The sequence below is a fragment of the Pannonibacter phragmitetus genome (assembly GCF_050510895.1).
GTDB lineage: Bacteria > Pseudomonadota > Alphaproteobacteria > Rhizobiales > Stappiaceae > Pannonibacter > Pannonibacter phragmitetus_B.
In genome coordinates, this window is sequence record NZ_JBNINT010000001.1 from 3,798,979 (window position 1) to 3,825,827 (window position 26,849).

At 61.3% G+C, this 26,849-nt stretch carries 20 protein-coding genes and 4 pseudogenes; 16 read left to right on the top strand and 8 right to left on the bottom strand.

Features of this window, described 5'->3' with window-relative positions:
* Positions 1 to 100: 100 nt before the first annotated feature.
* From ACQB61_RS18245 to ACQB61_RS18255, 3 genes and pseudogenes are all read right to left on the bottom strand, one after another.
* Positions 101 to 3,186, bottom strand: a pseudogene (locus tag ACQB61_RS18245) (efflux RND transporter permease subunit).
* Positions 3,183 to 4,259 carry an efflux RND transporter periplasmic adaptor subunit gene (locus ACQB61_RS18250; RefSeq protein ID WP_430513768.1) on the bottom strand — a complete coding sequence of 359 codons (1,077 nt, stop codon included), beginning with the start codon at positions 4,257 to 4,259 and terminating at the stop codon, positions 3,183 to 3,185. Before ACQB61_RS18250 ends, ACQB61_RS18245 begins: the two are co-directional and overlap by 4 nt.
* A gap of 11 nt (positions 4,260 to 4,270) precedes the next feature.
* The gene (locus tag ACQB61_RS18255; protein WP_430513769.1) at positions 4,271 to 5,704 is read right to left on the bottom strand and encodes an efflux transporter outer membrane subunit; all 1,434 of its coding nucleotides are present in this window, start codon (positions 5,702 to 5,704) and stop codon (positions 4,271 to 4,273) included.
* Between the two features lie 150 nt (positions 5,705 to 5,854).
* Between ACQB61_RS18255 and ACQB61_RS18260 the strand changes: the two genes are divergently transcribed.
* Both ACQB61_RS18260 and ACQB61_RS18265 read left to right on the top strand, forming a co-directional pair.
* Positions 5,855 to 6,544 carry a response regulator gene (locus tag ACQB61_RS18260; RefSeq protein WP_430513770.1) on the top strand — a complete coding sequence of 230 codons (690 nt, stop codon included), beginning with the start codon at positions 5,855 to 5,857 and terminating at the stop codon, positions 6,542 to 6,544.
* Positions 6,544 to 7,844 (top strand): annotated as a pseudogene (locus ACQB61_RS18265) (HAMP domain-containing sensor histidine kinase). Before ACQB61_RS18260 ends, ACQB61_RS18265 begins: the two are co-directional and overlap by 1 nt.
* A gap of 270 nt (positions 7,845 to 8,114) precedes the next feature.
* Here the strand turns inward: ACQB61_RS18265 and ACQB61_RS18270 are convergent.
* Positions 8,115 to 8,864: an SDR family oxidoreductase gene (locus ACQB61_RS18270; protein WP_430513771.1), complete on the bottom strand. Its 750-nt coding sequence runs from the start codon at positions 8,862 to 8,864 to the stop codon at positions 8,115 to 8,117.
* 161 nt (positions 8,865 to 9,025) lie between these two features.
* On the opposite strand from ACQB61_RS18270, the gene ACQB61_RS18275 reads away from it, so the two are divergent.
* On the top strand, positions 9,026 to 9,724 hold the full coding sequence (locus tag ACQB61_RS18275; protein WP_430513772.1) for an HAD-IA family hydrolase: 699 nt from the start codon (positions 9,026 to 9,028) through the stop codon (positions 9,722 to 9,724).
* Positions 9,725 to 9,733: 9 nt separating this feature from the next.
* Here ACQB61_RS18275 and ACQB61_RS18280 read toward each other — a convergent pair whose 3' ends face one another.
* The 4 genes from ACQB61_RS18280 to ACQB61_RS18295 all read right to left on the bottom strand — a co-directional run bounded on the left by ACQB61_RS18280 (position 9,734) and on the right by ACQB61_RS18295 (position 13,378).
* The gene (locus tag ACQB61_RS18280) at positions 9,734 to 10,654 is read right to left on the bottom strand and encodes a cupin domain-containing protein (RefSeq protein WP_430513773.1); all 921 of its coding nucleotides are present in this window, start codon (positions 10,652 to 10,654) and stop codon (positions 9,734 to 9,736) included.
* Positions 10,655 to 10,734: 80 nt separating this feature from the next.
* Entirely contained in the window at positions 10,735 to 11,403 is a 669-nt protein-coding gene (locus ACQB61_RS18285; RefSeq protein WP_430513774.1) for a class I SAM-dependent methyltransferase, read from the bottom strand.
* Between the two features lie 319 nt (positions 11,404 to 11,722).
* On the bottom strand, positions 11,723 to 11,875 hold the full coding sequence (locus ACQB61_RS18290) for a hypothetical protein (protein WP_430513775.1): 153 nt from the start codon (positions 11,873 to 11,875) through the stop codon (positions 11,723 to 11,725).
* 51 nt (positions 11,876 to 11,926) lie between these two features.
* A complete protein-coding gene (locus ACQB61_RS18295) occupies positions 11,927 to 13,378 on the bottom strand; it encodes an MFS transporter (protein ID WP_430513776.1) in 1,452 nt (483 codons plus the stop codon).
* A 237-nt stretch (positions 13,379 to 13,615) separates the two neighbouring features.
* On the opposite strand from ACQB61_RS18295, the gene ACQB61_RS18300 reads away from it, so the two are divergent.
* From ACQB61_RS18300 to ccoS, 13 genes and pseudogenes are all read left to right on the top strand, one after another.
* Positions 13,616 to 14,503 carry a LysR substrate-binding domain-containing protein gene (locus tag ACQB61_RS18300; RefSeq protein WP_430513777.1) on the top strand — a complete coding sequence of 296 codons (888 nt, stop codon included), beginning with the start codon at positions 13,616 to 13,618 and terminating at the stop codon, positions 14,501 to 14,503.
* A 480-nt stretch (positions 14,504 to 14,983) separates the two neighbouring features.
* Positions 14,984 to 16,210, top strand: a complete 1,227-nt coding sequence (gene hemA / locus ACQB61_RS18305; RefSeq protein WP_430513778.1) for a 5-aminolevulinate synthase — start codon at positions 14,984 to 14,986, stop codon at positions 16,208 to 16,210.
* A gap of 24 nt (positions 16,211 to 16,234) precedes the next feature.
* Positions 16,235 to 16,681, top strand: a complete 447-nt coding sequence (locus ACQB61_RS18310; protein WP_430513779.1) for a DUF2849 domain-containing protein — start codon at positions 16,235 to 16,237, stop codon at positions 16,679 to 16,681.
* A complete protein-coding gene (locus ACQB61_RS18315) occupies positions 16,588 to 18,246 on the top strand; it encodes a nitrite/sulfite reductase (RefSeq protein WP_430514414.1) in 1,659 nt (552 codons plus the stop codon). Before ACQB61_RS18310 ends, ACQB61_RS18315 begins: the two co-directional genes overlap by 94 nt.
* Positions 18,230 to 18,778: a DUF934 domain-containing protein gene (locus ACQB61_RS18320; RefSeq protein WP_430513780.1), complete on the top strand. Its 549-nt coding sequence runs from the start codon at positions 18,230 to 18,232 to the stop codon at positions 18,776 to 18,778. Before ACQB61_RS18315 ends, ACQB61_RS18320 begins: the two co-directional genes overlap by 17 nt.
* A 366-nt stretch (positions 18,779 to 19,144) precedes the next feature.
* Positions 19,145 to 20,619: pseudogene (gene ccoN / locus ACQB61_RS18325) on the top strand (cytochrome-c oxidase, cbb3-type subunit I).
* A 63-nt stretch (positions 20,620 to 20,682) separates the two neighbouring features.
* Positions 20,683 to 21,422 (top strand): annotated as a pseudogene (gene ccoO / locus ACQB61_RS18330) (cytochrome-c oxidase, cbb3-type subunit II).
* Positions 21,423 to 21,425: 3 nt separating this feature from the next.
* Positions 21,426 to 21,584: a cbb3-type cytochrome c oxidase subunit 3 gene (locus ACQB61_RS18335; RefSeq protein WP_430513781.1), complete on the top strand. Its 159-nt coding sequence runs from the start codon at positions 21,426 to 21,428 to the stop codon at positions 21,582 to 21,584.
* Complete coding sequence (gene ccoP / locus ACQB61_RS18340) at positions 21,581 to 22,450, top strand: cytochrome-c oxidase, cbb3-type subunit III (protein ID WP_430513782.1); 870 nt, start codon at positions 21,581 to 21,583, stop codon at positions 22,448 to 22,450. Before ACQB61_RS18335 ends, ccoP begins: the two co-directional genes overlap by 4 nt.
* Positions 22,450 to 23,895 carry a cytochrome c oxidase accessory protein CcoG gene (gene ccoG, locus ACQB61_RS18345; protein WP_430513783.1) on the top strand — a complete coding sequence of 482 codons (1,446 nt, stop codon included), beginning with the start codon at positions 22,450 to 22,452 and terminating at the stop codon, positions 23,893 to 23,895. The genes ccoP and ccoG overlap by 1 nt, the downstream gene beginning before the upstream one ends.
* A complete protein-coding gene (locus ACQB61_RS18350; protein ID WP_430513784.1) occupies positions 23,892 to 24,389 on the top strand; it encodes a FixH family protein in 498 nt (165 codons plus the stop codon). Before ccoG ends, ACQB61_RS18350 begins: the two co-directional genes overlap by 4 nt.
* Positions 24,386 to 26,605 (top strand): heavy metal translocating P-type ATPase, encoded by a 2,220-nt coding sequence (locus ACQB61_RS18355; RefSeq protein ID WP_430513785.1) that lies wholly within the window; start codon positions 24,386 to 24,388, stop codon positions 26,603 to 26,605. Before ACQB61_RS18350 ends, ACQB61_RS18355 begins: the two co-directional genes overlap by 4 nt.
* A complete protein-coding gene (gene ccoS, locus ACQB61_RS18360; RefSeq protein ID WP_430513786.1) occupies positions 26,602 to 26,769 on the top strand; it encodes a cbb3-type cytochrome oxidase assembly protein CcoS in 168 nt (55 codons plus the stop codon). The genes ACQB61_RS18355 and ccoS overlap by 4 nt, the downstream gene beginning before the upstream one ends.
* The last annotated feature ends 80 nt before the right edge of the window (positions 26,770 to 26,849 follow it).

Here is a 26,849-nt window from a genome sequence, read left to right on the forward strand (position 1 = left end):
GAGACGATGGGTGCTGATCCCGAGAAGCATGGTGGGCCTTTTGTCTATAATGTTCCGAGGCCTTCGTGGCGAACGCGCCTGACGCGCCCGCCACGTTATCTCAGACAATCTTTGCAGGCGCCGATTCCGATTCTCCCTGCCGTTTCCCACGAAATGGCCGTTTGAGGAGTTCGAGGAAGTCATCGACAAACGTGAAAATGACCGGAATGACGAGGAGGCTAAGGAATGTGGAGGTCAGAAGCCCGCCGATCACGACGATCGCCATAGGCTGCCGGAAGCTCCCATCGCCGCCGGTCAGGCTCAAGGCCACGGGCAGCATGCCACACCCCATGGCGATCGTGGTCATGATGATGGGTCGCGCCCGTTTGTGGCAGGCGTCGACGAGAGCATCAAATCGCGTCATGCCGCCGCGCCGCGCCATGATGGCGTATTCAACCAGCAGGATTGAATTCTTCGTCACGACGCCCATGAGCATGAGCAATCCGATTACCGCCGGCATGGAGAAACTCGTGCCGGTGACAATGAGCGGCAGGAGGGCTCCGCCAAGCGACAGCGGCAGCGCCATAAGGATGGTCAGGGGCTGCAGGAAGTCGTGGAAGAGCAGGACCAGCACGGCATAGATGCAGAACACGCCGATCGCCATGGCGATGCCGAAACTTTCGAACAATTCCGAGCTGCGCTGCAGTTCGCCCTGTTCGACAAGCCTCACACCGTGCGGCAGGTTCTTGAGCGCGGGCAACGCCTGCGCTTCACGGTTGACGTCGCCGAGGATGCGGCCGTTGAGCTCGACCGACAGGGTGATGTTGCGCGAGCGGTCAATGCGGTTGATCTTGGACGGGCTGCCGCCGATGCGAATGTCGGCGATGGAGCCGAGATCGACATTACCGTTCGTGCCACCGATGCGGAGATTGGCGATGTCCTCCAGTGCCGCACGGTTCCCGGGATCGAGCCGCACGCGGATCGACACTTGCCGTTGCGGCAGGTTGAGCTTTGCCATCGAAGATGAGTAATCGCCATTGGTCGCAACGCGGACCGCCTCGGAAATCGCTTCCGACGTGACGCCGAGTGCCGCCGCCCGCGTAAAATCGGGCACGATCTGGATCTCTGGGGCTTGGAGTGAGGCACTGGAGGTAACGGCGCCGATGCCCTTAAGAGTGCGCAACTGTTCCTCCAGCGCGCTGCCTGCCTGGTCGAGGGCATTGGAATCGTCACTGGCAAGCGTGATCTCGAGCGTTGTTCCATTGCCCCCGAACCGAGTTCGACCCGTACTCCCGGCAGCACGGCGAGCGCCTGCCGGATGTCGTTCTCGATCTCGGATTGTTTCCGGTCGCGGTCGCCGATCGACGCCAGATTGACGACGAGGGTTGCCGAGGCGACGTCGCTCGTCGTCGAGGCATCCAGGCCACCGCCCGAGGAAGCACTTCCAACCGACGAGAAAACGCGGGTTACGTGCGGAAGCTTCGTGATGATGTCCACGGCACGCCGCGTCGCCGCATCCGTCTGTTCGATGGTGCTGCCGGGTTGCAGCGTCAGCGTGACCTTCGTCTGTGCGTCGTCGGAAGCGGGCATAAAGCCCGATTTGAGAAAGGGGATTGTCGACAGGGACAGGCCGAGAAAAACGCAGACGCCCAGCACCGTCAGCTTCCGATGGCTGAGGCAGGCTTTCATGCTCTCCATATAGGCGCGCATGATGAGGCCGTCCTTCTCTTCGGACGGACGGGCTTTCATCATGTAGGCGGCCATCATCGGCGTCAGTAGGCGCGCGACCAGCAGCGAGGCAAGCACCGCCACTGCCGCCGTTACGCCGAACTGGCGGAAGATGAGACCGGGAATGCCGCTCATGAAGGCGGTCGGCAGGAACACGGCGACCAGCGTGAAGGTCGTGGCGATGACGGCAAGGCCGATCTCGTCGGCGGCCTCCAGCGCCGCGTCCATCGGCGATTTTCCCATGTTGAGGTGACGGGCGATGTTCTCCACTTCCACGATGGCGTCGTCGACGAGGATGCCGACCACCAGGGAGAGCGCGAGCAGCGTCACGGTATTCAGGCTGAAATCCGCGAAATACATCGCGAGAAAGGTCGGGATGACCGAAAGGGGCAGAGCCACCGCCGACAGGAAGGTCGCCCGCCAGTCGCGCAGGAACAGCCAGACGACCACGACGGCGAGGATCGCGCCCTCATAGAGCATGTGCATCGAGCCGTCGTAGTTCTCGATGATCGGCCCGACCGTGCTGTAGGCCTCGACGATCTCCACGTCCGGATTGGCGGCCGTGAAGTCCTGCATTGCCGCCTGGATGGCGGCCGCAACGCCGGTGTCCGAAACGCCGTTCGAGCGCTTGACCTGAACACCGATCACCGGCTGCCCGTCGAGATAGGCGAGCGAAGAGCGGTCGGAGAAGCTGTCCGTCACCATGCCGATCTCGTCGAGGCGCACCAGCTTGCCGCTCGGCAGCGGGATCGTGAGGGCCTTAAGCTCCTCGATCGACGCGACTGCTCCGAGGGTGCGGATCGACTGCCTGCCGCCGCCGATCTCGCCACGGCCGCCGGAACTGTCCGCCTGAACGGATTTGAGGCGGGACGAGACCGTTGCGGCCGTTAGCCCCAGCGATCCCATGATTTGCGGGTTGAGGTCGACATGTACCTCGCGGTCTATGCCGCCTATGCGGCCGACCTCGCCGACACCGGAGACGGAAAGCAGCGCCTTGGTCATGTCGTTGTCGACGAACCAGGAGAGCTCGGTCTCGTTGAGCCGGGCCGAGCGGACGGCATAGGTGATCAGCGGAGAACCTTGCACCTTGACCTTGGTCACGCTTGGCGACTGCATGGCAGAAGGCAGATTGGTGGTGCTGCCCACAGCGTTGCGGACCTCGTTGAGGGCCTCTTCGCTGTCCTTCTCCAGTTTGAAGGAGACACTGATCGACACCGACCCGTCGGTAATGGTCGTCGTGATATGATCGAGAAGGCTGAGAGAGGCGAGATTGTCTTCGATCTTGCGGGCGACCTCGGTCTCCAGTTGCGACGGGGCCGCACCCTCCAGCGTCGCGGTGATCTTGATCGTTGGCAGGTCCATGTCGGGAAAATTCTGCACTGCGAGCCGCTCGAAGGCGAGCAGCCCGCCCACCGTCAGCAGAACGAACAGCAGAATGGCGGGGACGGGATTGCGGATCGACCAGGCGGAGAAGTTCATTGTGCTTCTCCTTCAACCCTGACCAGCGCATTGTCCGAGAGGAAGGCGCCGCCGGACTTCACGACCGAGGCGGACCGATCGATGCCGGACAAGATCTCCACCTCGCCGGCATTCCGGCGTCCGGTCTCGACCCGCACCCGCGCGGCACGGCGATCCGCATCGACCGTGAAGACGTAGTTGATGCCGTCGCGGAACACGAGCGCCGTCTCCGGTACGGTAAGGGCACTTGTCGACTGTAACTCGATTTGTCCGGTGACATAGATGCCGACAGGAGGGTGATCCTCGGGCGGCAGCGTGACATAGACGATGGCGCGGCCTGTATCGGTGCTGACGGTCGGTCCGACCAGCCTGACTTTTCCTTCGATGCGCCTGTCGCCGGGGCCTGCAATTGCAGCGTTAAGGCCCTGGGTAATGTGCGGAAGATAGCGTGCCGAGACCTCGGCCTGCCATTCGACGCGTTGCTGCCGTACAAGCCGGAACAGCTCGGTGCCGGAGGAGACTACCGCGCCGAGCTGTGCGGAGCGGGAGGTGATCAGCCCGTCGTCGACCGCAGCGATCGTGGTCTGATCAATCTTGATCTTCTGGCTGTCCAGCGCGGCATCCGCGGACTTGAGACTCGCCTCGGCGGTTTGCTCGGCGATCAGGTATTCGGTGACCTTCTCGTCCGAAAGCGCGCCGCTGCCCTGCACCTTGCGCGCCCGGTCAGCATTTGCCTTTGCCTTGGTAAGATCGGCTTTCGCTGTTTCGAGCGCGGCCTCTTCCTTGCGCAGATCCGCAAGCACCGTCTCGTCCGCAAGCCGGACGAGCGGCTGCCCCTTCGAGACCACAGAGCCGACATCGACGAGAACATCGGTGATACGAAGGCCGCTGATTTCCGATGCGATGATCGCCTCGTGCCACGGCTTTAGCCAGCCGCTCGCCGGCACGGTCTCCGCCCATTGGCGTTCTGCCGGCTGTACGACCGCCACAGTAAGGGCCGCGGCTTCCTCCTGCTGCTGTGCATGGGAAGACTGGGCTACGAAAGCCAGGCTCGCCCCGGCGAACAGGGCAACCAGAAGACGGGCAGGCTGCATCAGTAAAGTCCTTATATCTTTGTCTGGCGCTGAACCGGCGAAGCGGAGCCGGCGTCCCAGCCTCCGCCGAGCGCCTTGTAGAGCGCGATCCAGTAGCGGACCGCATCGCGCCGGATTTCGATGAGCGAGATCTCCGCCGACTGCGCCGAGCGGCGGGCTTCTTCCCGGTCGAGCAGGCTGACGCCGCCCGCCCGCCAGTTCGAGTCGATCGAGTTGAAGTAGGTCCGGTAATTGCGGGCCGCGCTGCTGGCGTCGCCGATGCGCCTACGGGTGCTGTCGACCCGCACAAGCGCAGTTTCCACCTCGGCGATCGCGCTCAGCACGCCGGACTTGTAGTTGGCGACCGCTGTGTCGTAGTCGGCAATCGCGCCCCTGACGGCCGCGCGGCGCGTCCCGCCGTCGAGAAGCGGTATCGTCAATGCCGGACCGAAGGACCACGGCATAGCTTCGCCTGTCAGCGTCGAGCTACGGATCGTCACCGAGCCGCCAAGGCTCAGGCTCGGATAGAGATCGGCTTTCGCCGCACCAACATCGGCGATGGACGCGGCAAGCTCCAGTTCGAGCGCGCCGATATCCGGGCGCTGGCGCAGGACGTCGGCCGGCACCGCCGCGAGCTTGAGGTTCTTGGGTGTCGGAATGTCCGCCTTGCCCTTGGCCAATAACTGCCGGACCCTTGCCTCGTCACCGCCGGTGACCTGGGCGAGCGATTTGACCAGAACCTCGCATTCAGCGTGTTGCGCCGTCAGCGTCGAGGAGGATGAGGCAGCACTCGCCCGTGCCAAGGCGAGGTCGGCGGTGGATGTCAAGCCAGAGGTGGCGGCGGTCTCCGTCGCCCGGATCGTTTCCCGCTGCGAGGCGAGTTCGACCCTGTAGGCGTTCTCGATCTGCCGGCAGGCCCGGTATTGGACATAATAATCGGCCACCTCGGCAGCGAGAGAGACCCGCGCCTTGTGCCAATTGGCGATCTGTTCATGGACCCGGAGCTGAGCCGCCTCGCTCTTTTGCCGCGCCTTGCCGAACAGATCGATTTCCCACGACGCATCCAGGCCGCCGCTCGACGTCGTCGAGGCGGCAACGCGGTTATAGGCATCGCCGTCGGTGCCGGAACGCTTGACGGAGGCCGAACCGTCCAGCCCCGGAAACAGGCTTGCCCGCGCCGAAGCCAGCGTCGCGCGCGCCTTGTCGATGCCGGCGGCGGCGGAAGCAAGGCTGGGGTTCTCTTCCTCCGCATAGCCGATGAGGGATGTCAGCGACGGGTCGTTGAAGGTCGACCACCACGACACAAGGCTGGATGTCTTGCCGCCATGCGGTACGGTTGCATGCCAGATATTCGCGATTTTAATGTCCGCCGGCCGAAGCTCTGCGAATGTGGCGCAGCCGGAGAGCAGCAGACCGAGTGCGACTGACACGCACGGCAATAGTTTCTTTTCGAGTGCAGTTTTCATTGACCTGCCCGGACAGCCGACGATTTTCTCACGTTCGTAGCAGGTCGAATGTTAAGTAGGGTCAAGTCAGTGTTAAGATAGGTAAAATCCACTTTCCGACAGGCATTTGTCTTGTATGGCTGTGTTCTGAACGAACGGTAGGTTTCCAGGATGGCAAAGGTCCTTCTCATCGACGACGACGTCGATCTCACGACGCTTCTGAAAGAATACCTCTCCGAGGAGGGTTTCGATGTCGCGACAGCGCAGGACGGACGCGCCGCGATCGCCCAAGCTGCATCGAGCGCCGTCGATATCATCGTCCTCGACATCATGATGCCGCACATGAACGGCATTGACGTTCTGCAGCGGATCAGGCGACTGAGTCAGGTGCCCGTCCTGATGCTGACGGCCAAGGGCGATGACGCGGACCGGATCGCCGGGCTCAATCTCGGCGCCGACGATTATGTGCCGAAGCCCTGCTCACCCGGCGAGCTCGCGGCACGGCTGAAGGCCATACTGCGCCGTGTCGGCTCCTCCGGTGCCGGAACATCGCAAGACGTGCTGCGGGTGGGCGAACTCGTCATGCATCCGGGAAACAGGACGGCGGAATGGGGCGGCGCGCATCTGGAACTGACAGGCACCGAGTTCAGCCTACTCGAAGTGCTCGCCCGCAATGCCGGCCAGCTCGTCTCCAAGCAGGAGATCTCGAAGCATGCCTTCGGGCGGCCCCTGACGCCTTTTGATCGGCGCATCGACGTTCATCTCAGCAGCGTGCGCCAGAAGCTCGGCGCCAGGGAAGACGGCCAGTCCTGGATACAATCGGTGCGGGGACAGGGCTATCAGCTCCTGCAGGACCGATGATGCGCGGCCTGTTCTGGAAGTTCTTCACCATCACCTGGTTGATGATGGCGGCATCGATCGCGGGGCTGTTCGCAATCAGTGCTCTGCTCGATGTTGGACCGCTATCCCAGGACATCGCACGCGAGCAGCGGGCCTTCACCCTTGACGTGGCCGAACGGTTGCTCGAGCAAGAGGGGAAGAGGCCGCCCAGGCGTTCGCGCGGGCCGCAAGGGCGGCGCCTCGGCCTGTCGAACTGTCCATATCCGAGATCGGTCCTCAGATCGCTTGCGCCGATATCGATGTTAGGACCATGCGCGGCGTCGTTGCCGATGAGAGATGCATCCGCGTGACATCCACCACTCCGGAACCCGGTATCGTTGCGGAAACCTGGCCGAAGCTGGTGCCATGGCTCTCGGCCCTCATCGCAAGCGCGGTCTCCGCATTCTGGCTCGCGCGTTATCTCATTCGCCCCGTCGCCCACCTGCGACACGGCCTGAGCGCTCTCGCTCATGGCCGGTTCGACGTCCGCATCGGCGACAAAATGGACGGCCGGAAGGACGAGGTGACGGCGCTCGCCCATGACTTCGACGCCAGCGCCGCGCGCCTGCAGGAGCTCCATGAGGTCCAGCAGCGATTGTTCCACGACGTCTCCCATGAGCTGCGTTCGCCGCTATCCCGGCTTCAGGCGGCAATCGGCGTGCTTCGGCAGAATCCGTTAAAGCTTGAGGCGATGATGGATCGCATGGATCGCGAGATCGAGCGCATCGACGGGCTGGTGGGCGAGATCCTCACGCTCGCGCGGCTGACCGCCGGCTCGGGCGATCGTGCCGTACAGACGCTCGATCTGATGGATCTGCTGAACGAGATCGTCGAGGACGCGGCCTTCGAGGCCCATGCGCGTGGGATTGCCGTGTCCCATGACGGCGCAGCGGCCTTCGTCGCCGAGGTCGACGGGGAACTGATCTACCGCGCCTTCGAGAACGTTATCCGCAATGCCTTGAAATATTCCCTCGACAACTCCCGCGTTTCGATTTGCTCCCAAATTGTCGACGGGACGCTTCGTGTGACGGTCACGGATGAAGGGCCGGGCGTGCCGGTGTCCGAACTCGAGAGAATCTTCCAGCCGTTTTCGCGCGGAACCGATGCGGCTGCGCTAAACGGCTTCGGACTTGGTCTGGCCATCACAAGACAAGCAATCGAACAGCATGGTGGCCGGGTCACGGCTTCGACAGCCGCCCGTGGTGGCCTGGCGGTCACCTTGGAGATTCCCCAGGCGACTGCCCATAAACGAGGCGGAACCACTAGGGATGGAGCCCCTTAAAAAGAGGGCTATGGCGCAAGTATAGTTCTCATCATCACCCGGTGCGGCGCGCCATTTTCCACCGATTGCACGCTAAAATACGCGATAGCAGCGCGATTGTGCGCCGAACTGCGCATGAAGAGCGAAACTCCCTCGCTCCACGTGTGAAACGGCGGTATCAGGCGGAGAAAACTTCGCGTTCTCCCGGACCATCAAGACGATCGAAGAACAGGCGGCGCCGGCAGGAACGCCGATGCCACGTGTTCTGTGATGATCAGGACGCTTTTGCGCTCACCGACGACGGGTTTCGTAGAGTGCAACCGCGTCGGCTCCGCCCGGAAACTGAAGCCGACCCGACGTATCGTGGACCGCATCCCATACGGCCTCGGCGACCTCCGCTTCCTTCGTCGTCATGGCGGGGTGAGCGAAAGCCTCGAAGATCGGCGTTGCGAAACCGGCATAGTCGGGCGGGATCAGATCCTCAATCCGCACATCGGTATTCTGCGCGAAGCGTGTCGTCGGGGCATAGCCGGGCTCGACCAGCTTGGTGCGGACATTGAAGTAGCAAAGCTCATGCGCCAGCGAGCCGGTAAAGCCCTCGATCGCCTGCTTGCTGGCGGTATAGGCCGCCGCCAGCGGCATGGAGGCCAGCGTCACGCTCGACGTGACATTGACGATCACACCGGAGCGGCGTTCGCGCATCTGCGGAATGACCGCTTGGCACATGGCCATGACGCCAAACGTGTTGGTGGCAAAGACCTTGCGGACATGCGCCATGGGGGTCGCCTCAAACGCGCCGACGACGCCGATGCCGGCATTGTTGACCAGCACGTCGATCGGCCCGGCCGCCGCGACGGCGGCGGCGATGCTCTCGTCATTCGTCACGTCGAGTGGCAGAAGACGCAGCCGGGGTGAGGCAGGGAAAAGGCCGGGGGTCAGGCGGCGCATCGTTGCGATGACAGTCCAGCCCTTGTCGAGGAAATGGCGCGCCGTCTCCAGGCCGTAGCCAGAGGATGTGCCAGTGATCAGGATCGTTTGCATGGGAACCTCCATTTGCTTTCGGATGCTCCCGTGATACGCCTGCACAGCGAGACGATATATAATCTATAGTCCATTATTCATTTCCAATTGTCCATTTCGTTGGGATGATGGTAATAACGGTCGTTCACAGGAAATCTGCTTCAAAGAGAGGCGCACTCCCGATGCAAACGCTGCCGATCGATGCCGTCCTTCTCGACATGGATGGGACAATCCTGAACTCCATCAAGACCGCCGAACGTATCTGGGCCGCATGGGCCGAACGGCACGGCATCGACGTCGAGGCCTTCCTGCCAACGATTCACGGCGTCCAGTCGGTCGAAACGATCCGGCGGGCCGGAATCGCAGGTGTCGATCCGGTGGCCGAAGCGGCAGCCATCACACAGGCTGAAATTGACGATGTCGAGGGCATTGAGGCGATTGCTGGCGCAGCCATGTTTCTGGCGGCGCTGCCGGAAACGCGCTGGGGAATCGTGACATCCGCGCCACGGGCGCTGGCCTTGCGCCGGATTGAGGCAGCGGGCCTACCCGCTCCGCCGTTGCTGATCGCCGCCGAGGATGTCGCGCGGGGCAAACCGGCGCCCGACTGTTTTCGCCTTGGCGCTGAAAGGCTTGGAACCACGGCGGAAAGATGTCTGGTCGTCGAGGATTCCGTAGCTGGCATCGCTGCAGCAGAAAGCGCCGGAGCGATGGTGCTGGTCGTTACGGCCACGCATCATGAGACAAAGGAAGTCGGACATCCCGCGATTGTCGATTATGATGACCTCGTGCTGGAGCGCCGCCCAGACACCTCTGTTTCGATTATCCATAATGTGGGAAACGCCGATCTTCGCGGCGGGATCACATGGCTGCTGGACGCCTGATCTGTCTGACTAGTCCTTGTCGGGATCTTCAAGGCCACTGGTTCTGGCAAATCTTCCGGGCGGGCAGCCAAGGCGCTTGCGGAACGCGGTGCTGAAGGCGCTTGCGGATTCGTAGCCGATGTCGTCGGCGATCCGGTCAAGGGACTTTGCGCCGCGCAACAAGGCGTCTTTTGCCAGCGCCATCCGCCAGCGGGCGAGATATTCGATCGGCCCGCAGCCGAGCACCGCTCCGAATCGCGCGGCAAAGGCGGAGCGCGACTGGCCGACCATGCGGGCAAGGCTTGCAACCGTCCAGTCTGCGCGCACATCCGCATGCATGGCCGCAAGGACCCGCGCAAGCGCCGGATCGCGCATGGCATGCAGCAGACCGGCGCGCGTTTCGTCCATCACCGTTTCCTGCGAGCGAAGCGCCTCGATGAGAAGAACTTCGAGCATCCGCTGAAGGATCGCGTCTTTGCCCGGCTCGTCGCCACGACACTCTTCGGCGATGAGATCTATCAGCTGCCTGAGCCGCGCCGATCGCCTTTCCGACGGTGGAACATGGATCATGCGCGGCAACAGGGCCAGCAGCAGCGGCGCATTCGCCGCCTCGATACGAAACGTGCCGCCAAGCGCCATGAAATCCGCTTCGCCCTCCTGCTCGCCATGGCGGACAGGCACATCCATCGGATCTGCCGGCGTTCCGATCATCCCGGGTTGGCTGCACAAGGTGAAGGCGGGGGTCGAGGGCAGCAGCAGAAATGCCCCCGTTTCCAGCTTCAAATGGCCCTCGCCCTCGAATGCTATCCAGCACGCACCCTTGAGAATGATCGTGAAGCCGGGGGCCTCATGCGCGGCATAGCGCACGGCCCACTCACCCCGCCCGGAAATGGGCTTCGAGATGGCCGTGTTCGGTCGAAGCAGGGCAATCACATCGCTGAGGGGGTCCATCTGGATGATCCATGAATTAATTCTACATTAAATTATGTATCGTCCAAGACAGCAAGTCCAGTGCCTGACGTCCGGTCTGACTACACCTTGCGATAAGCAAACATGCTCGTCTCATAAGGGAATGAAATGTCATCGCCCTTTGAGAGTTCAGGGGTTCGCGCGATCAGCGTCCTCACTTGCTCTTCGACTTCGGCCTGTTTCTGCTGAGGCAGGGCCGCGATGAAACTGACGGATAATGTCCGTTTGACAATGACCTGTTCTGCCGTTCCGACATGTGCGTTGCGGGCATGACGCTCATCGATGAATTCAAACCCTGGTGCGGGAAATACGCGACGCCATTCGCCTGTCACATAACGGGGCGTATTTCCTTCCCACTTGTCCGTGATGGCAGACAGTTCAGCGACCCATGGCACAGTCTCATCTCGCCCGTTCCAGATGAGCCCCAGCACGCCGCCCGGCGACAGAACGCGTCTGATTTCCTGCAAGGCAGCCGCGTTGGCGAACCAGTGGAAGGCCTGCGCGCAGACGACGGCATCGACAGATGCGTCTGGCAAAGGGATGGCTTCGGCCGAACCGGCGAGGACCTCGACCTCTGGAAAGCCGGCCATGAGTTGCACACGCATGGCGTCAATGGGCTCGACGGCAATGAGCGTTCCTCCGCATTGCCGCAGCATGGGTATGAACTTTCCAGTTCCGGCACCCAGCTCCAGAACTTTCCGACCGGGTCCAACGCCCACGATGCCGCGCAACCAGCCCAGCGCCTCGGGCGGATAGCCTGGTCGCCCGCTGACATAGGCCTTGGCGCCGGTCTTGTACCCTTCAGAGGATGTATGCATCGCGATAGTCCTTGCTGCCTGATGGAATTTTACCTGATCGTCGGAGCGGGTGCATTTGGGCGGGCTTAAAGGGCTATAGCGTAGACATAGTTCTCTTCTTCACCCGGTGCAGCGCGACATTTTCTCAAAGAAAATAAAGAGCTTGCAAGAATTCTGAACTTTCACCAGCCCCAGATCTGCATCTTTTTGCAGGCCAAATATGTCTGTTTGGCGGTCGCGTGCACGCTCCAGATTAGGCCACTTGGAACTCTGATGTCCCACTTGTGATCCCTGATGGGAAGAGGACAGTGCCACGCTCAAGAAGATTGTTGCCGGCCTGCCGCTGGACAAGGGACCTTGCGATTGCCGCGCCGGCCTCGCCAGCGCCGGTGATTTCGATCTTCATCCGGCGCCCCTCCTTGTGATGTTTGTTCAGGCAGCCCCTGCTGTAACGGGGTCACGAAGAACCGGGACGGTCGCGCATCAGGCGATAGATGGCGATCGAGGAGCCGGCCGCGAACACCGCCGCCGTCAACAGTGCGATGGAGAACCCAGAAGAGAATGCCGCGCGCGCATGCTCGACCGCCAGTTCACGGGCGGGTCCCGTCAGGCCGGCGACTGCATGCGGCAGGTCGCCGGCGATAACCGCGTCTGCGAACGAGGATGCTGGCGGGCATGTTTCTGCGCAAGCCGGGTCGGCCAGCTGGCGCCGGACTGCTGTCGCAAGGATGCCACTGAGCAAGGCAAAGCCCAGCAGAATGCCGGAGAAACGCGACGTGGTGCTGATGCCGGAGGCCATTCCCGCCCGTTCTCGCGGGACAACGCTCATAATGGCTTTCTGAGTTTCACCGTTGAGTAGACCGCCACCGCTGCCCAGCACCAACATCCCAGCCATGACGGCTGGCCAGGACCCAATTTGCGCACCCCAAGCCGTTGCAGCGTTGCCGATGCCGACGAGGACAAGGCCGGTGGCCAGTATCTCTCTTGAGGAAAAGCGGCTTCCAAGGAGTCTCCCAACCTGGGGAAAAACGAGCATGGCAAGCGCAAATGGCAGCATTGCAAACCCGGCTTCGAGAGCGGAACGCCCCAAGCCGTTCTGGAGAAACAGCGGCAGCAGGGATGCCATGACCTGGGCCGCAGCAGCATAGGCGAACATGGCCCAAACGGCGCCGACGAAGCGCGGGTTCGAGAAAAGCTGCAGGTCGAGCATGGGGCGCTGTTGCGAACGCTCCGCAACGATGAAGGTCGCAAGCGCCAAAGCTCCGCCTGCAAAACCGACAAGGGCGCTGGTGGATCCCCAGCCATGAGCCTGACCGTTGATCAGTCCCCACGTAAGGCCGAACATAGTCGCGGTGAAAGATACAATTCCCGCAGGGTCGAGCCGGCGTGCCGCTGCGTCGCTGGACTCGTCCACCAGAAAAAGGGCCGCGAGCGCGAGCAGCGCGCAGACCGGCGCATTGATGTGGAAGGCCCATCGCCAACCAAGGGCATATGCGATGACACCTCCGATGATCGGGGCGAGCACCATGGTGAGCCCCATCATCGCGCCCCAGATCGCCCAAGCGCGATTGCGTTCAGTTTCGACGTGGAAAGTGTGCCCGATGATTGCGAGGGCGGGCGCCAGCATGAAGGCGGCGCTCACGCCCTGCAGCGCCCGCGCAAGGTAAAGCGCCATCGCCGCAGGCGCGAGCCCGCACATAAGGGAGGAGATCGCAAAAGAAGTGATGCCGATCAAGAATATGCGGCGGCGTCCAAACCGGTCCGCTATGGCGCCAGCAGGCAGAAGGAGAGCCGCGAAGCAGAGGACATAGGTGCTGATGACCCACTCGATCTCAGCGAAGCTTGCCTGGAAATCGCGAGCGATTGTGGGAAGAACGATCGCCACGACATTCGTATCGAGGACGGTCATCGCGCAACCGGTCGACGCAGTGAGCAAAACAAGGAGCGGGTTCGCCGATCGGCGCGTTAGTGCAAGATCGCTCATTGAGTCAGCGCAGCTAGAGCGGTGAGACCGGGAAGAAAGAGGGATCGTGACATGAGCGGCTCCTTTGATGTCGGCGATCAACCACTACCCCTTGGCTAAATTTCTCGCATTTTCGGGTTTTTGCCTTATTATTAGGTCTTACCTAATAGTAAGCAGGGTGCGATGGAGCTAAGGCATCTCAGGTATTTTGTGGTTCTCGCCGAAGAACTGCACTTCGCGCGAGCGGCAGAACGATTGAACATCGCCCCACCGACGCTGACCGTGCAGATTCAAGAGATCGAGAGAACCTTGGCTGCCCCTCTTTTCGCGAGAACGAAACGTTCGGTAGCCCTGACACCCGCCGGAGAGATCTTTCTGAGCGAGGCGCGCAACGTCCTTGCGCAGTTCGAGAAGGCGCAGAGCGTTGGACGCAGGGCGGGCCGTGGTGAAGTTGGCAGGGTCGAGATCGGATATGTCGGATCCGCGGCATATGCGGGCGTGCTCAGGGAACAAACATGTGAGTTCCGGAAGGCGTGGCCGAACGTCGACCTGAATGCACGAGAAATTCCGATGGAGTCGCTTCCCGATCTCATCGTCGATGGGAAAGTCGACGTGGGCTTTGTCCGGCTGCCAATGCTGATCCCGGATTCGTTGCAGCGTCACGTCCTCTTACGTGACCGCTTTTGTCTTGCAATGCCAGAAAGTCCGCCGAGTTCACGTGGTTTAAAAGCGGTTCATCCTGAGACGCTTAAAGAGCACGCGTTCATCATGCCGGAACAGAATGCAGGAACCTATGAAGTGGCCAATCGGGGAGGCTTCCATCCCCGTATCGTATCTGCTCCGGGCGGCCTGTTGGCGGTTCTGACCCAGGTGTCTTTGGGGGCGGGCATCTCGGTGGTCCCGTCAGTCGCCAGCGGCGTGTTACACCTGCCCGGCGTGATCTTCAGGCCGATCGACGGCAAGGCGATCATCTCAGAAGTGGCGGCTGTTTTTCGATCCGACGAGAGTTCGCCGACGGTCAGAAATTTCGTAGCGCAGATCAAGGAAACGCCCGCGCGCGAAATCACCTGAAAATCGTACTTGCGGGTAATGATCTCCCTCCGCTCCCCCCAGGGAGGCGGCCGGAGAAGGTGAAACAACGGGAGCCCTCGCTTGCGCGCTGAACGCCTTAGTCCGCCGCTCAACCGCGGGCAATCTTGAGGACGACAAATCGCCGCATACTGTATGCGTTCTAAGCATACATTACGCCGCACGTGGCTTGAACTCGGATCCGCGCGCAGGCATGGGAGCATGGCGCTTTTCGCCTCAAGGCCCTTGAGTTTTAGCCAAAACCGGTGACTTCCGCACTCTCATCTTGATGTCGAAGACAGCCAGCCCCTCGCCGCGCGGTGTCATATGGCATCAGGCTTTCCCTGAAGCGATCTCTCTGATTGAGGGGACTATTCTTGTATTGTATGGCACTTTAGCATACGTGATTAGATGCATGTATGGCCGCCGACTTCTCGACGGCAAAAGCTCCCGCGGCAGCGGTCGTGCGACAGGTGGTGACAAATGGACTTCAATGCCAAGTTTCAGGATCTGATTTCTGACATGAAGCTGGACGGCCGTTATCGGACGTTCATTGAGCTCGAGCGCGTCGCTGGGGAGTTTCCAACGGCACTCTGGCATCGCCCGGACGGCGAGACGCAACGCGTAACGGTCTGGTGCAGCAACGACTACCTCGGCATGGGGCAGCATCCCGACGTGCTTGCCGCCATGCATGAAGCAATCGACATGTCCGGCGCGGGGACCGGGGGCACGCGAAACATCTCCGGAACCAACCGGCAGCACACCGCGCTCGAAACGGAGCTCGCGGACCTGCACGGCAAGGAAGCATCGCTTATCTTCACGTCCGGCTGGATCTCGAACTTGGCTGCGCTTGGAACACTCGGGCGCATTTTGCCTGGCTGTGCGATCTTTTCGGATGCGCTCAATCATAACTCGATGATCGAAGGCATCCGCCGGTCGGGCGCTGAACGGTTCATCTTCCGGCACAATGACCCCGGCCATCTGGACGAATTGATGAGCGGCGTCGACCCTGCCCGGCCCAAGATCGTCGCGTTCGAGAGCGTCTACAGCATGGACGGCGACATCGCGCCGATTGAGGCGATTTGCGACGTCGCGGAAAAGCACGGCGCGATTACCTATCTCGACGAAGTCCATGCCGTGGGGCTCTACGGTGCCCGTGGTGGCGGGATCGCCGAGCGTGAGGGCCTTGCTCACCGGCTGACGCTGATCGAAGGAACGCTTGCCAAGGCTTTTGGGGTGATGGGCGGCTACGTGGCGGGCCCCGCCCTTCTGATCGACGTTATCCGTAGCCTGGCCGACAGCTTCATTTTCACCACCTCGCTCTGCCCGCATCTGGCCGCCGGCGCCGTAGCGGCCATTCGACATGTGAAGGCGCATCCGGAAGAGAGGGCGCGCCAGGCAGAGAACGCCGCCCGGCTGAAGGCGATGCTGCGCGATGCCGGTCTGCCCGTTCTGGATACCCCCAGCCACATTCTCCCGGTGATCGTAGGCGACGCTCACCTCTGCCGCCGGATCAGCGAGCGCCTGCTCGCCGAACATGGGATCTATGTCCAGCCGATCAATTTTCCGACGGTTGCGCGGGGCCAGGAGCGGCTGCGGATCACCCCGACTCCATTCCATACAGAGGCCCATATGCGAGGTCTGGTGGACGCCCTTGTCAAGGTTGGGCGCGATCTCGGGTGGACAGCAGTCCAGCAGGCTGCAGCCTGAACCCTGCCATCTTGGAGTTTGCGAATGCCCGAGAGCATCATCACCGCCAATCGGCTGACCGATGGGGTCGTCGTGTGGCTTGATCAGACAGACGGCTGGGCCAGCGACATCGCAGCTGCCGCGGTCTTTGATTCAGCGTCGGTCCCGCCGATGCTGCAGAGGGCGCAGGATCGGGATCGGAATACTGTTGTCGATGTGCGCGAGATCCCGGTCGAATTGATTGAAGGCCGGATCGTTCCAACCGCCAGACGCGAGCGGTTGCGCGCAGCAGGCCCAAGCGTGCGCAACGACCTGGCCGGAACACCTCCGGAGACGCGTTGGGCACAGGGGCCCCTTCCTCCTCCCCTTCGGAGACTTCGGCCTCTCCCTTTGCAGGCATCTACCGCTATGACGAATATGATCGTCAGTTCCTGCGTGATCGTGCGAGCCAGTTTCGCGATCAGGTCCGGCGGCGCCTTTCGGGCGAGCTGAACGAAGAAGAGTTCAAGCCGCTGCGGCTGATGAATGGTCTCTACCTTCAGCTGCATGGCTACATGTTCCGTGCGGCCCTGCCATATGGCGTGCTGAGTGCATCCCAGATGCGTCAGCTCGCCTATGTCGCTCGTTACTATGATCGCGGCTACGGGCATTTCACGACCCGTCAGAATATCCAGTTCAACTGGCCCAGGCTCGCGGATGCCTCAGACATACTGGCCGTGCTGGCGGAGGCCGATCTCCACGCGATCCAGACCAGCGGCAATTGCGTCCGCAACGTGACGACGGATCATTTTGCAGGGGCCGCTGCGGAGGAAGTCGTAGATCCGCGCCTCTATGCCGAAATTCTACGCCAATGGTCTACAGACCATCCGGAATTCACCTACCTGCCGCGCAAGTTCAAGATTGCCATCACCGGCAGTCCGCAGGACCGCGCCGCCGTACGTGTCCACGACATTGGCATCCTCGCGAAGCGTAATGAGGCTGGTGAACCTGGCTTCCAGATCTATGCCGGCGGTGGCCTGGGGCGCACGCCCGTTGTTGGCACGAAGGTTCGCGAATGGCTGCCGGTACGGGACCTTCTGCGCTACGTTGAGGCGATCCTGCGCGTCTACAATGCGCTTGGCCGACGAGACAATATCTACAAGGCCCGTATCAAGATCCTGCTTCGCGACATGAAGCCGGAACGCTTCATCGAGATGATCGAGGAAGAGTTTGGCGCCATGCCCGCTGACTATTGCGTTCTCGACGAAGGCATCATTCATGCGGTTGCTGCGCGCTTCGTTCCCCCGCCCTTCGAGAGTTTGCCGTCCACGTCTCTGACGCTTGAGCGCGCATTGAGCAAGGTCCGGGCGTTCAAGGCGTGGGCCGACGCAAATACACATCCGCATCGTGAGCCGGGCTACATCTGCTCGATGATTTCGCTGAAGTCCGTCGGCGGAATCCCCGGCGACATAAGTGCGGATGAAATGGACCTGATCGCCGATCTTGCCGATCGTTTTTCCTTTGGCGAAATACGGGTCTCTCACGAACAGAACCTGGTCTTGCCGCACGTCCGGAAGGACGATCTTTACGATCTCTGGCAGGCGCTCGTGGATGGCGGGCTGGCCACCGGCAACATCGGCTTGATCACGGACATTATCTCTTGTCCGGGGATGGATTACTGCAGCCTGGCGACGGCGCGCGCAATTCCAATTGCGCAGAAGATCGCAGAGCGTTTCGCCGATCCGGAGCGTCAGCGCGATATTGGGCGTCTGGAACTCAATATTTCTGGCTGCATCAACGCCTGCGGCCATCACCATGTCGCTCAAATCGGCCTGCTGGGCGTCGATAAGAACGGCGAGGAGGTCTATCAGATTGCCCTCGGCGGCGCTGGCGACGAGAAGGCGGCAATCGGTACGATCATTGGACCTGCCGTTCCGGCTGAACGGATACCTGACGCCATAGAGGCCATTGTCGAGGCCTATATGCTGCAACGCGCCGAAGGGGAGCAGTTCATAGACACATACCGGCGGCTGGGCGCTGCCCCGTTCAAGGAGGCCGTCTATGCCGCTGATCGATAGTCAGGGACAGATAATCGACGATGGCTGGATCTATCCTGAGGCAGATCGAACGGAGCAGCTGCAGCCTGGCTGCATAGTGCCGTTCGAAATCCTTTCAGAGACCGGTCCAAGTGGCCGAGTGGACGGCCCCCTTGGCGTTCTTGCCGAAGCAGGAATCACGGCAGACCAGCTTGCCCCCATTCTCCACGAGGTCGAGCTGGTCGTGATCGAATTTCCCAAGTTCCGGGACGGCCGGGGCTTCACAGTCGCTCGGGCGCTGAGGGGCCGGCACGGCTTTCAGGGCGACATTCGTGCGATCGGACACATCTTGCCTGATCAGTTGGCGGCCCTGACGCAATGCGGCTTCACCTCGATCGTTACGCCCCCGGAGCACCCGCCCGAGCAATGGGTGCAAAATGCGGCCACGAGTTCCATGAACGCTGGCCCGCTGCTGCAGCGTCTCATCGGGCGGCGTGCTGCCGTGTCTGCGCCTGCTGACGAAGAGAACGCGAGCCCGGGCGGTTCGCGAAGTCCCGCTTCGCCCAAGCTCTAGTTGCCGTCATCTGTAGCGCCGGCGGCCTGGCGCTGCTCAGCCGAAGCTACGCGGCGAGGTTTGCGTTCAGCGCAACCTCGCCGTCTTCTTTGGCTGGCCAATTTCGCGCTTTCGCCGCCGTGAGTTTCCTGGATTGCAATCCGCTTGCGGCATCTGCCATCTATGTATGGCTATTTGTCGACAAGCCATACATCATGACTATCTCCTCAACTCCCAGAACGATGGTCCAGCGCCCGCATGTGGCGCATTTTGCCGCACCTGCGCAGGTTCCGTATGGATTCGATCTGTAGTTTTGTGTATGGCTTAAAACCATACTAACAAGACAATCATGTCTTTGCGGCGATGTGAACAGAAGCGAGTTTGGTGATGCATGGTGCGATAGAACAGGATGAATCGCAGGCAGTGACAATTCCCGGCTATGACGAACAGATTGTCCGCTGGTTCACCATCGCGACTGTGATCTGGGCTCTCGCCGGAATGTCAGCAGGCGTGCTTGCGGCCCTGCAACTCACGTTCCCGTCGTTGAACTATTCCGAGTATTTGACGTTCGGCCGGCTGCGCCCGGTTCACGTGTCGGGTGTCGTGCTCGCCTTCGCCGGCAATGCCCTCTTGGCAACGTCGCTCTACATCGTCCAGAGGACCTGTCAGGTTGGGCTTTGGGGCGGGCGCCAGCTCTCGATGCTGATCTTCTTTGGCTATCAGCTGTTCCTCATCCTGGCCTTGACGGGCTATTTGCTCGGCATCACTCAAAGCAAGGAGTACGCCGAGCCGGAATGGTATGCCGATCTCCTGCTGCTCGTGGTCTGGCTGACATATCTGGCGGTTTTCACGGGAACTCTCGCGCGGCGGCGCGAGCCGCACATCTACGTCGCGAACTGGTTCTTCCTGGCCTTCATCATTACCGTCGCGATTCTTCACACCGTCAATAACTTGGCTGTGCCCGTCTCGTTTGTGGGCACCAAGAGCTATTCGCAGTTCGCGGGCGTGCAGGATGCGCTGATTCAGTGGTGGTACGGCCACAACATGATCGGCTTCTTCCTGACGGCCGGTTTCATCGGGATGATGTACTACTTCGTTCCGAAGCAGGCCGAGAGACCGATCTATTCATACAGGCTTTCGATCGTTCACTTCTGGGCGTTGATCTTCCTCTATATTTGGGCCGGCCCACACCACTTGCACTACAGCGCCTTACCCGATTGGGCTCAGACGCTCGGCATGGCGTTCTCGATCATGCTCTGGATTCCGTCCTGGGGCGGCATGATCAACGGAATCATGACGCTGTCTGGCGCCTGGGGAAGCTGCGGACCGATCCCATCCTGCGCTTCCTCGTCGTCGCCGTCGCGTTCTATGGCATGGCAACCTTCGAGGGACCGCTGATGTCCATCAAGTCGGTCAATGCGCTGAGCCATTACACCGACTGGACCGTGGGTCATGTCCATTCGGGGGCGCTCGGCTGGGTGGCGTTCATGGTGTTCGGCTCGATCTACTATCTCGTGCCGCGCCTATGGCGCACCCCGCTCTGGTCACACCGGCTCGTCGAGTGGCACTTCTGGATCGCGACCATCGCCATCGTTCTTTACATCACGGCTATGTGGGTGGCGGGCATTGCCCAAGGCTTGATGTGGCGGGCGTACGATCAGTTTGGTTTCTTACAGTATTCGTTCGCCGATAGCGTCGCCATGCTCCACCCCTATTACGTCGTTCGGGCATTGGGCGGGCTTCTCTACCTGATTGGCACGATGCTGATGTCCTTCAATGTCTTCATGACGATCCGGGGATCGAAGATCCGTCGCGTGGCCAGCTCTCCTTCCTCCCCGGAAGACGTACCTGCCACGCTCTGAATTCCGTTCGCCTCGAAAAGCTGGGCCAGCCCAACAACGTCTGCCGAAAGCTCCTGTTATCCCATGGCAAAAACACCTGAAACAAAAGTCAATCACGCCACCATTGAGCGCTCAACGCTTCTTCTTTTCGTGCTGAGCTTTCTCGTGGTCGCCATTGGCGGTCTGGTCGAGGTCGTCCCGCTGTTCCGGCTTGATGAGACGATCAAGCCAGTCAAAGGCGTTCGGCCTTACACGCCGCTCGAGCAGCTTGGCCGTAACATTTACACGCGCGAGGGCTGTTACGCGTGTCATAGCCAACAGGTCCGCCCCTTCAGAGATGAGGTGGAACGCTACGGTCACTACTCGATCGCAGCTGAGAGCATGTACGATCACCCGTTCCTTTGGGGTTCGAAGCGGACCGGCCCGGATCTCGCACGGCTGGGCGGCAAGTACTCCAATGCCTGGCATGTCGCGCACATGATCAACCCCGGGACGTGGTGCCCGTCTCGATCATGCCAGCCTACCCGTCGCTGCAAGAGCGCGAGCTTGCGTTCGACGACATTGCCGACCATCTGCGCGCCCTTCGTCAAGTCGGTGTCCCCTATACCGGAGAGGCGATCCTCAGCGCTGCTGCCGACGTGCAGGCCCAGGCGACCGGCCAGAATACCGATGCGCTGCTGGCGCGGTATCCGGGCGCAAAGATCGGCGATTTCGACGGGCAGCCTGCTCGCATCACCGAGATGGATGCCCTGATCGCCTATCTGCAAGTGCTCGGCACGATGGTGGACTTCTCGGATGTGCGCCTTGACGAGCCGAAGGAATAACCGATGTCCCAGTTCTTTATCAGCCTGTTCCTCAACGTCTGGCTTGTGATCGCCGTGATCCTGTTCGCCGCGATTGTCTGGCAGTCTTACCGCCCCTCCGCCCGAGCCAGGATGGAGCGGCATGCGCAGATTCCCTTCCAGGAACACGGAGGCGGCCAATGAACGCGGAAGAACGTGATCCTCTGACGGGCCAAATCACGACAGGGCACGAATGGGATGGGATCAAGGAGTTGCGAACTCCGATCCCGAACTGGTGGCTGATCACCTTTATCGTAACCTGGGTGCTATCGGTCGGCTACCTGGTCCTCTATCCGTCTTTCGCGACGACCAGGAGCTACGCACCAGGTCTCCTCGGCTGGTCGAGCCGCAATGATCTGAGTCAGGCGACCCGTCAGGCGCTTCAACAGCAGGCGGTCTGGCGCGATCAGATCCTCGCCACGCCGCTCGAAAAGATCGAAGGCAATGAGGAGCTGCGCCGCTTCGCCGTCGCAGGGGGACAGGCGGCGTTCAACGAGAACTGCGCCGCTTGCCACGGCATTGGCGCGACCGGACAGATTGGCCAGTTCCCGTCGCTGGTCGATGACGATTGGCTGTGGGGCGGGAAGATCGCCGACATCCACACCACTATTCGCCACGGGATCCGCGGAACGAGCGATGACACCCGAACGAGTGAGATGCCCGCATTCGGAGACATTCTCAGCGGACAGGAAATTGCAGCTACAGCGGACTATGTCCTTAGCCTTTCCGATCGGAGCCGTGATGCGGCGCGGGCGTCGATGCCGGGCGCTGCGCTGTTCGCGAACAATTGCTCGTCCTGTCACGGTATCGACGGGGAAGGAAACCGGGATCTCGGCGCTCCGCGTCTCAACGACGCAATCTGGCTTTATGGCGGCTCCCGCGATGCCGTCATTGTTCAGATCACGCAGCCGCGTATGGGCCAGATGCCGGCATGGGAGGCACGGCTCGATGAAGCGACTATCCGGATGTTAGCCGTCTATGTCCACACGCTTGGCGGTGGAGAGAAGTAATGGCCACCACCACGCTGATTGATACGATCCCGACACGGAAAACACCCCGCCTGCCGGTCCCCCAGACCGTCCGGGGCCGCTACAGGACGATCAAGACAACTGTCGCCCTGAGCTTGCTGACATTCTACTTCTTGGCGCCGTGGATCAGATGGGACCGTGGGCAGCAACTTCCCGATCAGGCCATTCTTTTCGACTTGCCAGGCCGGCGTCTCTTCCTCTTTGGCCTGGAGTTCTGGCCCCAGGATCTTCCCATCGCGGTTGGTGTGCTCATCCTCGGCGCATTCGGCCTGTTCGGCGCGACGACGATTGCGGGACGAGTGTGGTGTGGCTTCACATGCCCGCAGACCGTATGGACTGACCTCTTTTTCACGGTCGACCGCTTCTGCGAACGCCTGTTCGGCAAGGGCACCGTTCTGTCGAATGTGGCAAAGCCGATTGCGCAAATCCTCATTGCAGTGCTTACGGCCTTCGGTTTCGCGGCCTTTTTCAATGACGCACCGAGCTTCCCCTCAGCATTGGTCACCGGAAGCGCGCCTCTGGGTGCCTACATTGCCATTGGCGTCTTGACGCTCACGACATGGGTCTTTGCGGCCTACGCCAAGGAGCGGATCTGCCTGCACATGTGCCCATGGCCGCGCTTTCAGGCAGCACTTCTCGACAGGGAGAGCCTCGTCGTCACATATCAACAATGGCGGGGTGAGCCACGCGGCAAGAAGAAAGTTCCCCTGCGGCGGGATCTTGCCGATCTGTCGAGCTTGGTGCGTCAAGCTGCCGCCTTCGACGGCAGCCGTGGCGATTGCATCGATTGTCAGCGCTGCGTGAACGTCTGCCCGACTGGCATCGATATTCGTGACGGATTGCAGATGGGATGCATCGGGTGCGGCCTTTGCGTCGATGCCTGCGACGACATCATGGCGAAGATTGACCGGCCCGCCGGTCTGATCCGCTTTGATGTTGAAGGCTCGGAGCGGAGCGGTTCGCTAAAGCCGCCGAAGGTTCGCATGTTTCGGCCGAAGGTTCTTCTCTACGGCCTGCTCTGCGCGATAGCGCTGTTTTCGATCGTCGCAGGAACCTTGCGAATGCAATCGGTCCTGCTGGACGTGGATCCGCAAAGGGGGCAGCCCTTTGTGCAGTTGTCGGATGGTTCGGTCAGAAATGACTTCAGTTTCCGTCTTGCACATCGTCTTCCGCAGCTCGACCAGGTTGCCGTTCATATCGAAGGTCTGCCGGGCGCGTCGTTGCGCTTCGGTGACGGCAAGGCGGAGCACGAGAAAGCCGAGATCGCGATCCCCGGTTCGCGACACATCAGCGACCGGTTGTTCGTCACGGCTGCGCCGGGAACCGCGCCACCGGGCCGGACCAATGTCGGCATCATCGTAACCGATGTGGCGACAGGCGCTACGCTGAGCCAGGTCGAGACCTATTTCTGGGGGCCTGCGCAATGAGCGAATCTGCGTCTGCTGGTGACCGGAGGGACCACTGGATTCCAGCCTGCTTCATCCTCTTCTTCGTTTTTCTGACGGGGCTGTTGACCTGGTTCGTGGTTCTGGCGAACCAGTCGTTTACCGGCGTCGTCACGGACAACGCGTATGCCGTGGGATTGGATTACAATGACGTTCTGGCGCAGCGTGAGGTGGAGAAACGCCTTGGCTGGGCAGCCACACTGACGTTCAAGCAAGGCAATGAACTGGGCGGCGATCTGGCGTTCATCATTCGAGACCGGGATGGAAAGCAAGTTGTTGCGGACGAGATACGTGCGACCGCCGAGTTGATGACGCGGTTTCCGCAAATCCAGCCCGTCGAGTACGTCCGGCGGCCAGACGGGGTCTATGAAGCCAAGCTCTCGGTTCCGTTGGCGGGAAGGTGGTTTATCCGCGCCCGGGTCGAGCGCGATGGCCAGAGCATCCATGTCATCGACGAGGTTGACGTTCAGCCATGAGCGCATCTCAAGACATTGCTGCGAGAACTCCGGCGTCCCGCACAGAGTTCCTCTCTGCCTTCACTACGTCCAAGGATGGAAAAGCACATCAACTCGATCTGCTTGTCGAAGGGGTGCATTGTGCAAACTGTATTCGCAAGATCGAGACCCGTCTGACGCGGGATCCGGCGATCACTCGCGCCAGGGTCAATCTTACGCTTCGCCGGCTTTCGGTCGAGTGGCACGGTGCGCAGAGCCACGCAGAATTTATCGGTAGCACTGTGCGAGAGTTGGGCTATCCCATCGCGCCCTATGATCCCGGGGCGATCGGAGCTTCAAACGATAGGGCGGGTCGAGAGCTGCTTCGCTGTCTGGCGATCGCAGGATTCGCTTCAGCCAACGTCATGATGCTCGCGTGGGCGGTCTGGGCCGGTCAGGCGCAGGGAATGCACGCCAGCACCCAGTCGTTTCTCTCGTGGCTGTCAGCTCTGGTCGCTGTGCCGGCTGTCGCCGTGGCGGCCCGGCCATTCTTCCGCTCCGCATTCATGGCGCTGAAGGGTGGCACGACGAACATGGATGTTCCCATCGTGGCTGCCCTGGTGCTGACGACAGCCATCAGTCTCATGGAGCTCCTGCGTCACCAAGCTCACGTCTATTTCGACAGCGCCACGATGCTTCTCTTTGTTCTGCTGATCGGGCGTTATCTCGATTTCCGGGTCCGGGCTCGCTCACGGGAGGCTATCGAACGACTGGCGATGATCCGGGCGCAGCACGCCACGGTGCTGCTGCCCGGCGGCAAGACCGCAAATGTACCGTCGGGGTCTGTCGAACCTGGAATGGTTGTTGTGGTCGCCCCCGGCGAAACGGTACCTGCTGACGGCCGTGTCGTCATGGGCGAAACATCTCTCGACAGGTCGGCTGTGACGGGTGAAATGCTCCCCGAACCGGTGCGGCCCGGCGATGAGGTGCTGGCAGGCTCCGTTGTGTCTGGTGCGACTGGTCTGCACATTCAAGCGAACAAAGCGGCTGCCGAGAGCCACCTTGCCGGAATCCTGCGTCTGGTTGAACAGGCCCAACTTCAGAAGGGCCGCGTCGCCACAATGGCGGACCGCCTTTCCGCTTTCTGGACGCCCCTGGTGCACGCCGTAGCATTGCTGACGTTTGGCGGCTGGTGGTTCATCGCCGGCGCTGGTCTTTCGACCTCGCTTCTGAATGCCGTGACCGTGCTGATTATTGCTTGCCCGTGTGCAATCGGCCTGGCGATCCCGGCCGTTCAGGTCGCTGCGATCGGCGGCCTGCTAAGGCGCGGCATTCTTGTTCGCTCGGGGAACGCGCTGGAGCGCATGGCGGCGGCGGATCACATTGTCTTCGACAAGACTGGCACGCTGACCGGAGGACGCCCGGAGTTAACGGGTGCCCCTTCCGATCTTGCCCTGATCCGCGCAGCAGCCGCGTTGGCCATGGTGAGCCGCCATCCTCTTTCGCAGGTGATCGCCAAGCGCTTCAGAACTGATGCTGTGGCAAGCGAGGTGTCCGAAGTTGCGGGCCGCGGGATCACGGGGAAGGTGGATGGCGTTGCCGCAAAACTCGGCAGCGCTGCATTCTGCGGGATTGAAAGCGAAGCGCAAGACGTTGCCAGCGAAGTCTGGATCGTCGTCGATGGCGGCTTTCGCGGGCGTTTCGTGTTCTCGGACGTGGTACGCCTCGACGCTGCTGGCACAGTCGCCTATTTCCGCAAAACCGGGGCCAGGATCAGCATCCTCTCGGGCGACCGTTCCGTCGTCGTTGCCAAATGTGCCGCAGAGCTCGGGATCGACGATGCAAGGGGCGGTCTGAAGCCTGCGGAAAAAGCGCAAATCCTGGAAAACTGGAAAGCCGGCGGTGCGCGGACATTGATGGCCGGCGATGGCTTGAACGATGCGCCGGCTCTGGCGATGGCTCACGTGTCTGCCAGCTTCGGCTTCGGCGCACCCGCCACCCAGGTTGCTGCGGACTTCGTACTGCCCGGCGAGTCGCTGTCGGCTTTGACCCTCGCGCATCGAACCGCAAGGAAATCGGTCAGCATCATCCGTCAAAACCTGGCATTTGCCGCGCTCTACAATCTGGCGCTGGTCCCTGTGGCCGTGCTTGGCTTTGCGACCCCGCTTGTTGCAGCCGCCGCCATGTCGGCCAGTTCGATCATTGTGACTTTGAATGCGCTTCGCGCGCAGCCTCCCAAGGTTAGGACACCAAGATGAGCCCGCTGGCCTTTCTCATTCCAATCGCGCTCACACTCGGCTCGCTGGGAGTTGTCGCGTTCCTCTGGTCGCTTGGCAACGGACAGTTCGACGACCTCGATGGCGCGGCGCAGCGCATCTTTCTCGATAACGACAAACCGGAGACGTCAGATGAGCAATACTGAACTTCAACGGGGAGCGCAGCGCCGCAAAGCCTTTGCGCTTTGGCTTACGACGGCGCTCGCTCCGGTATTCGGTGCTCTTT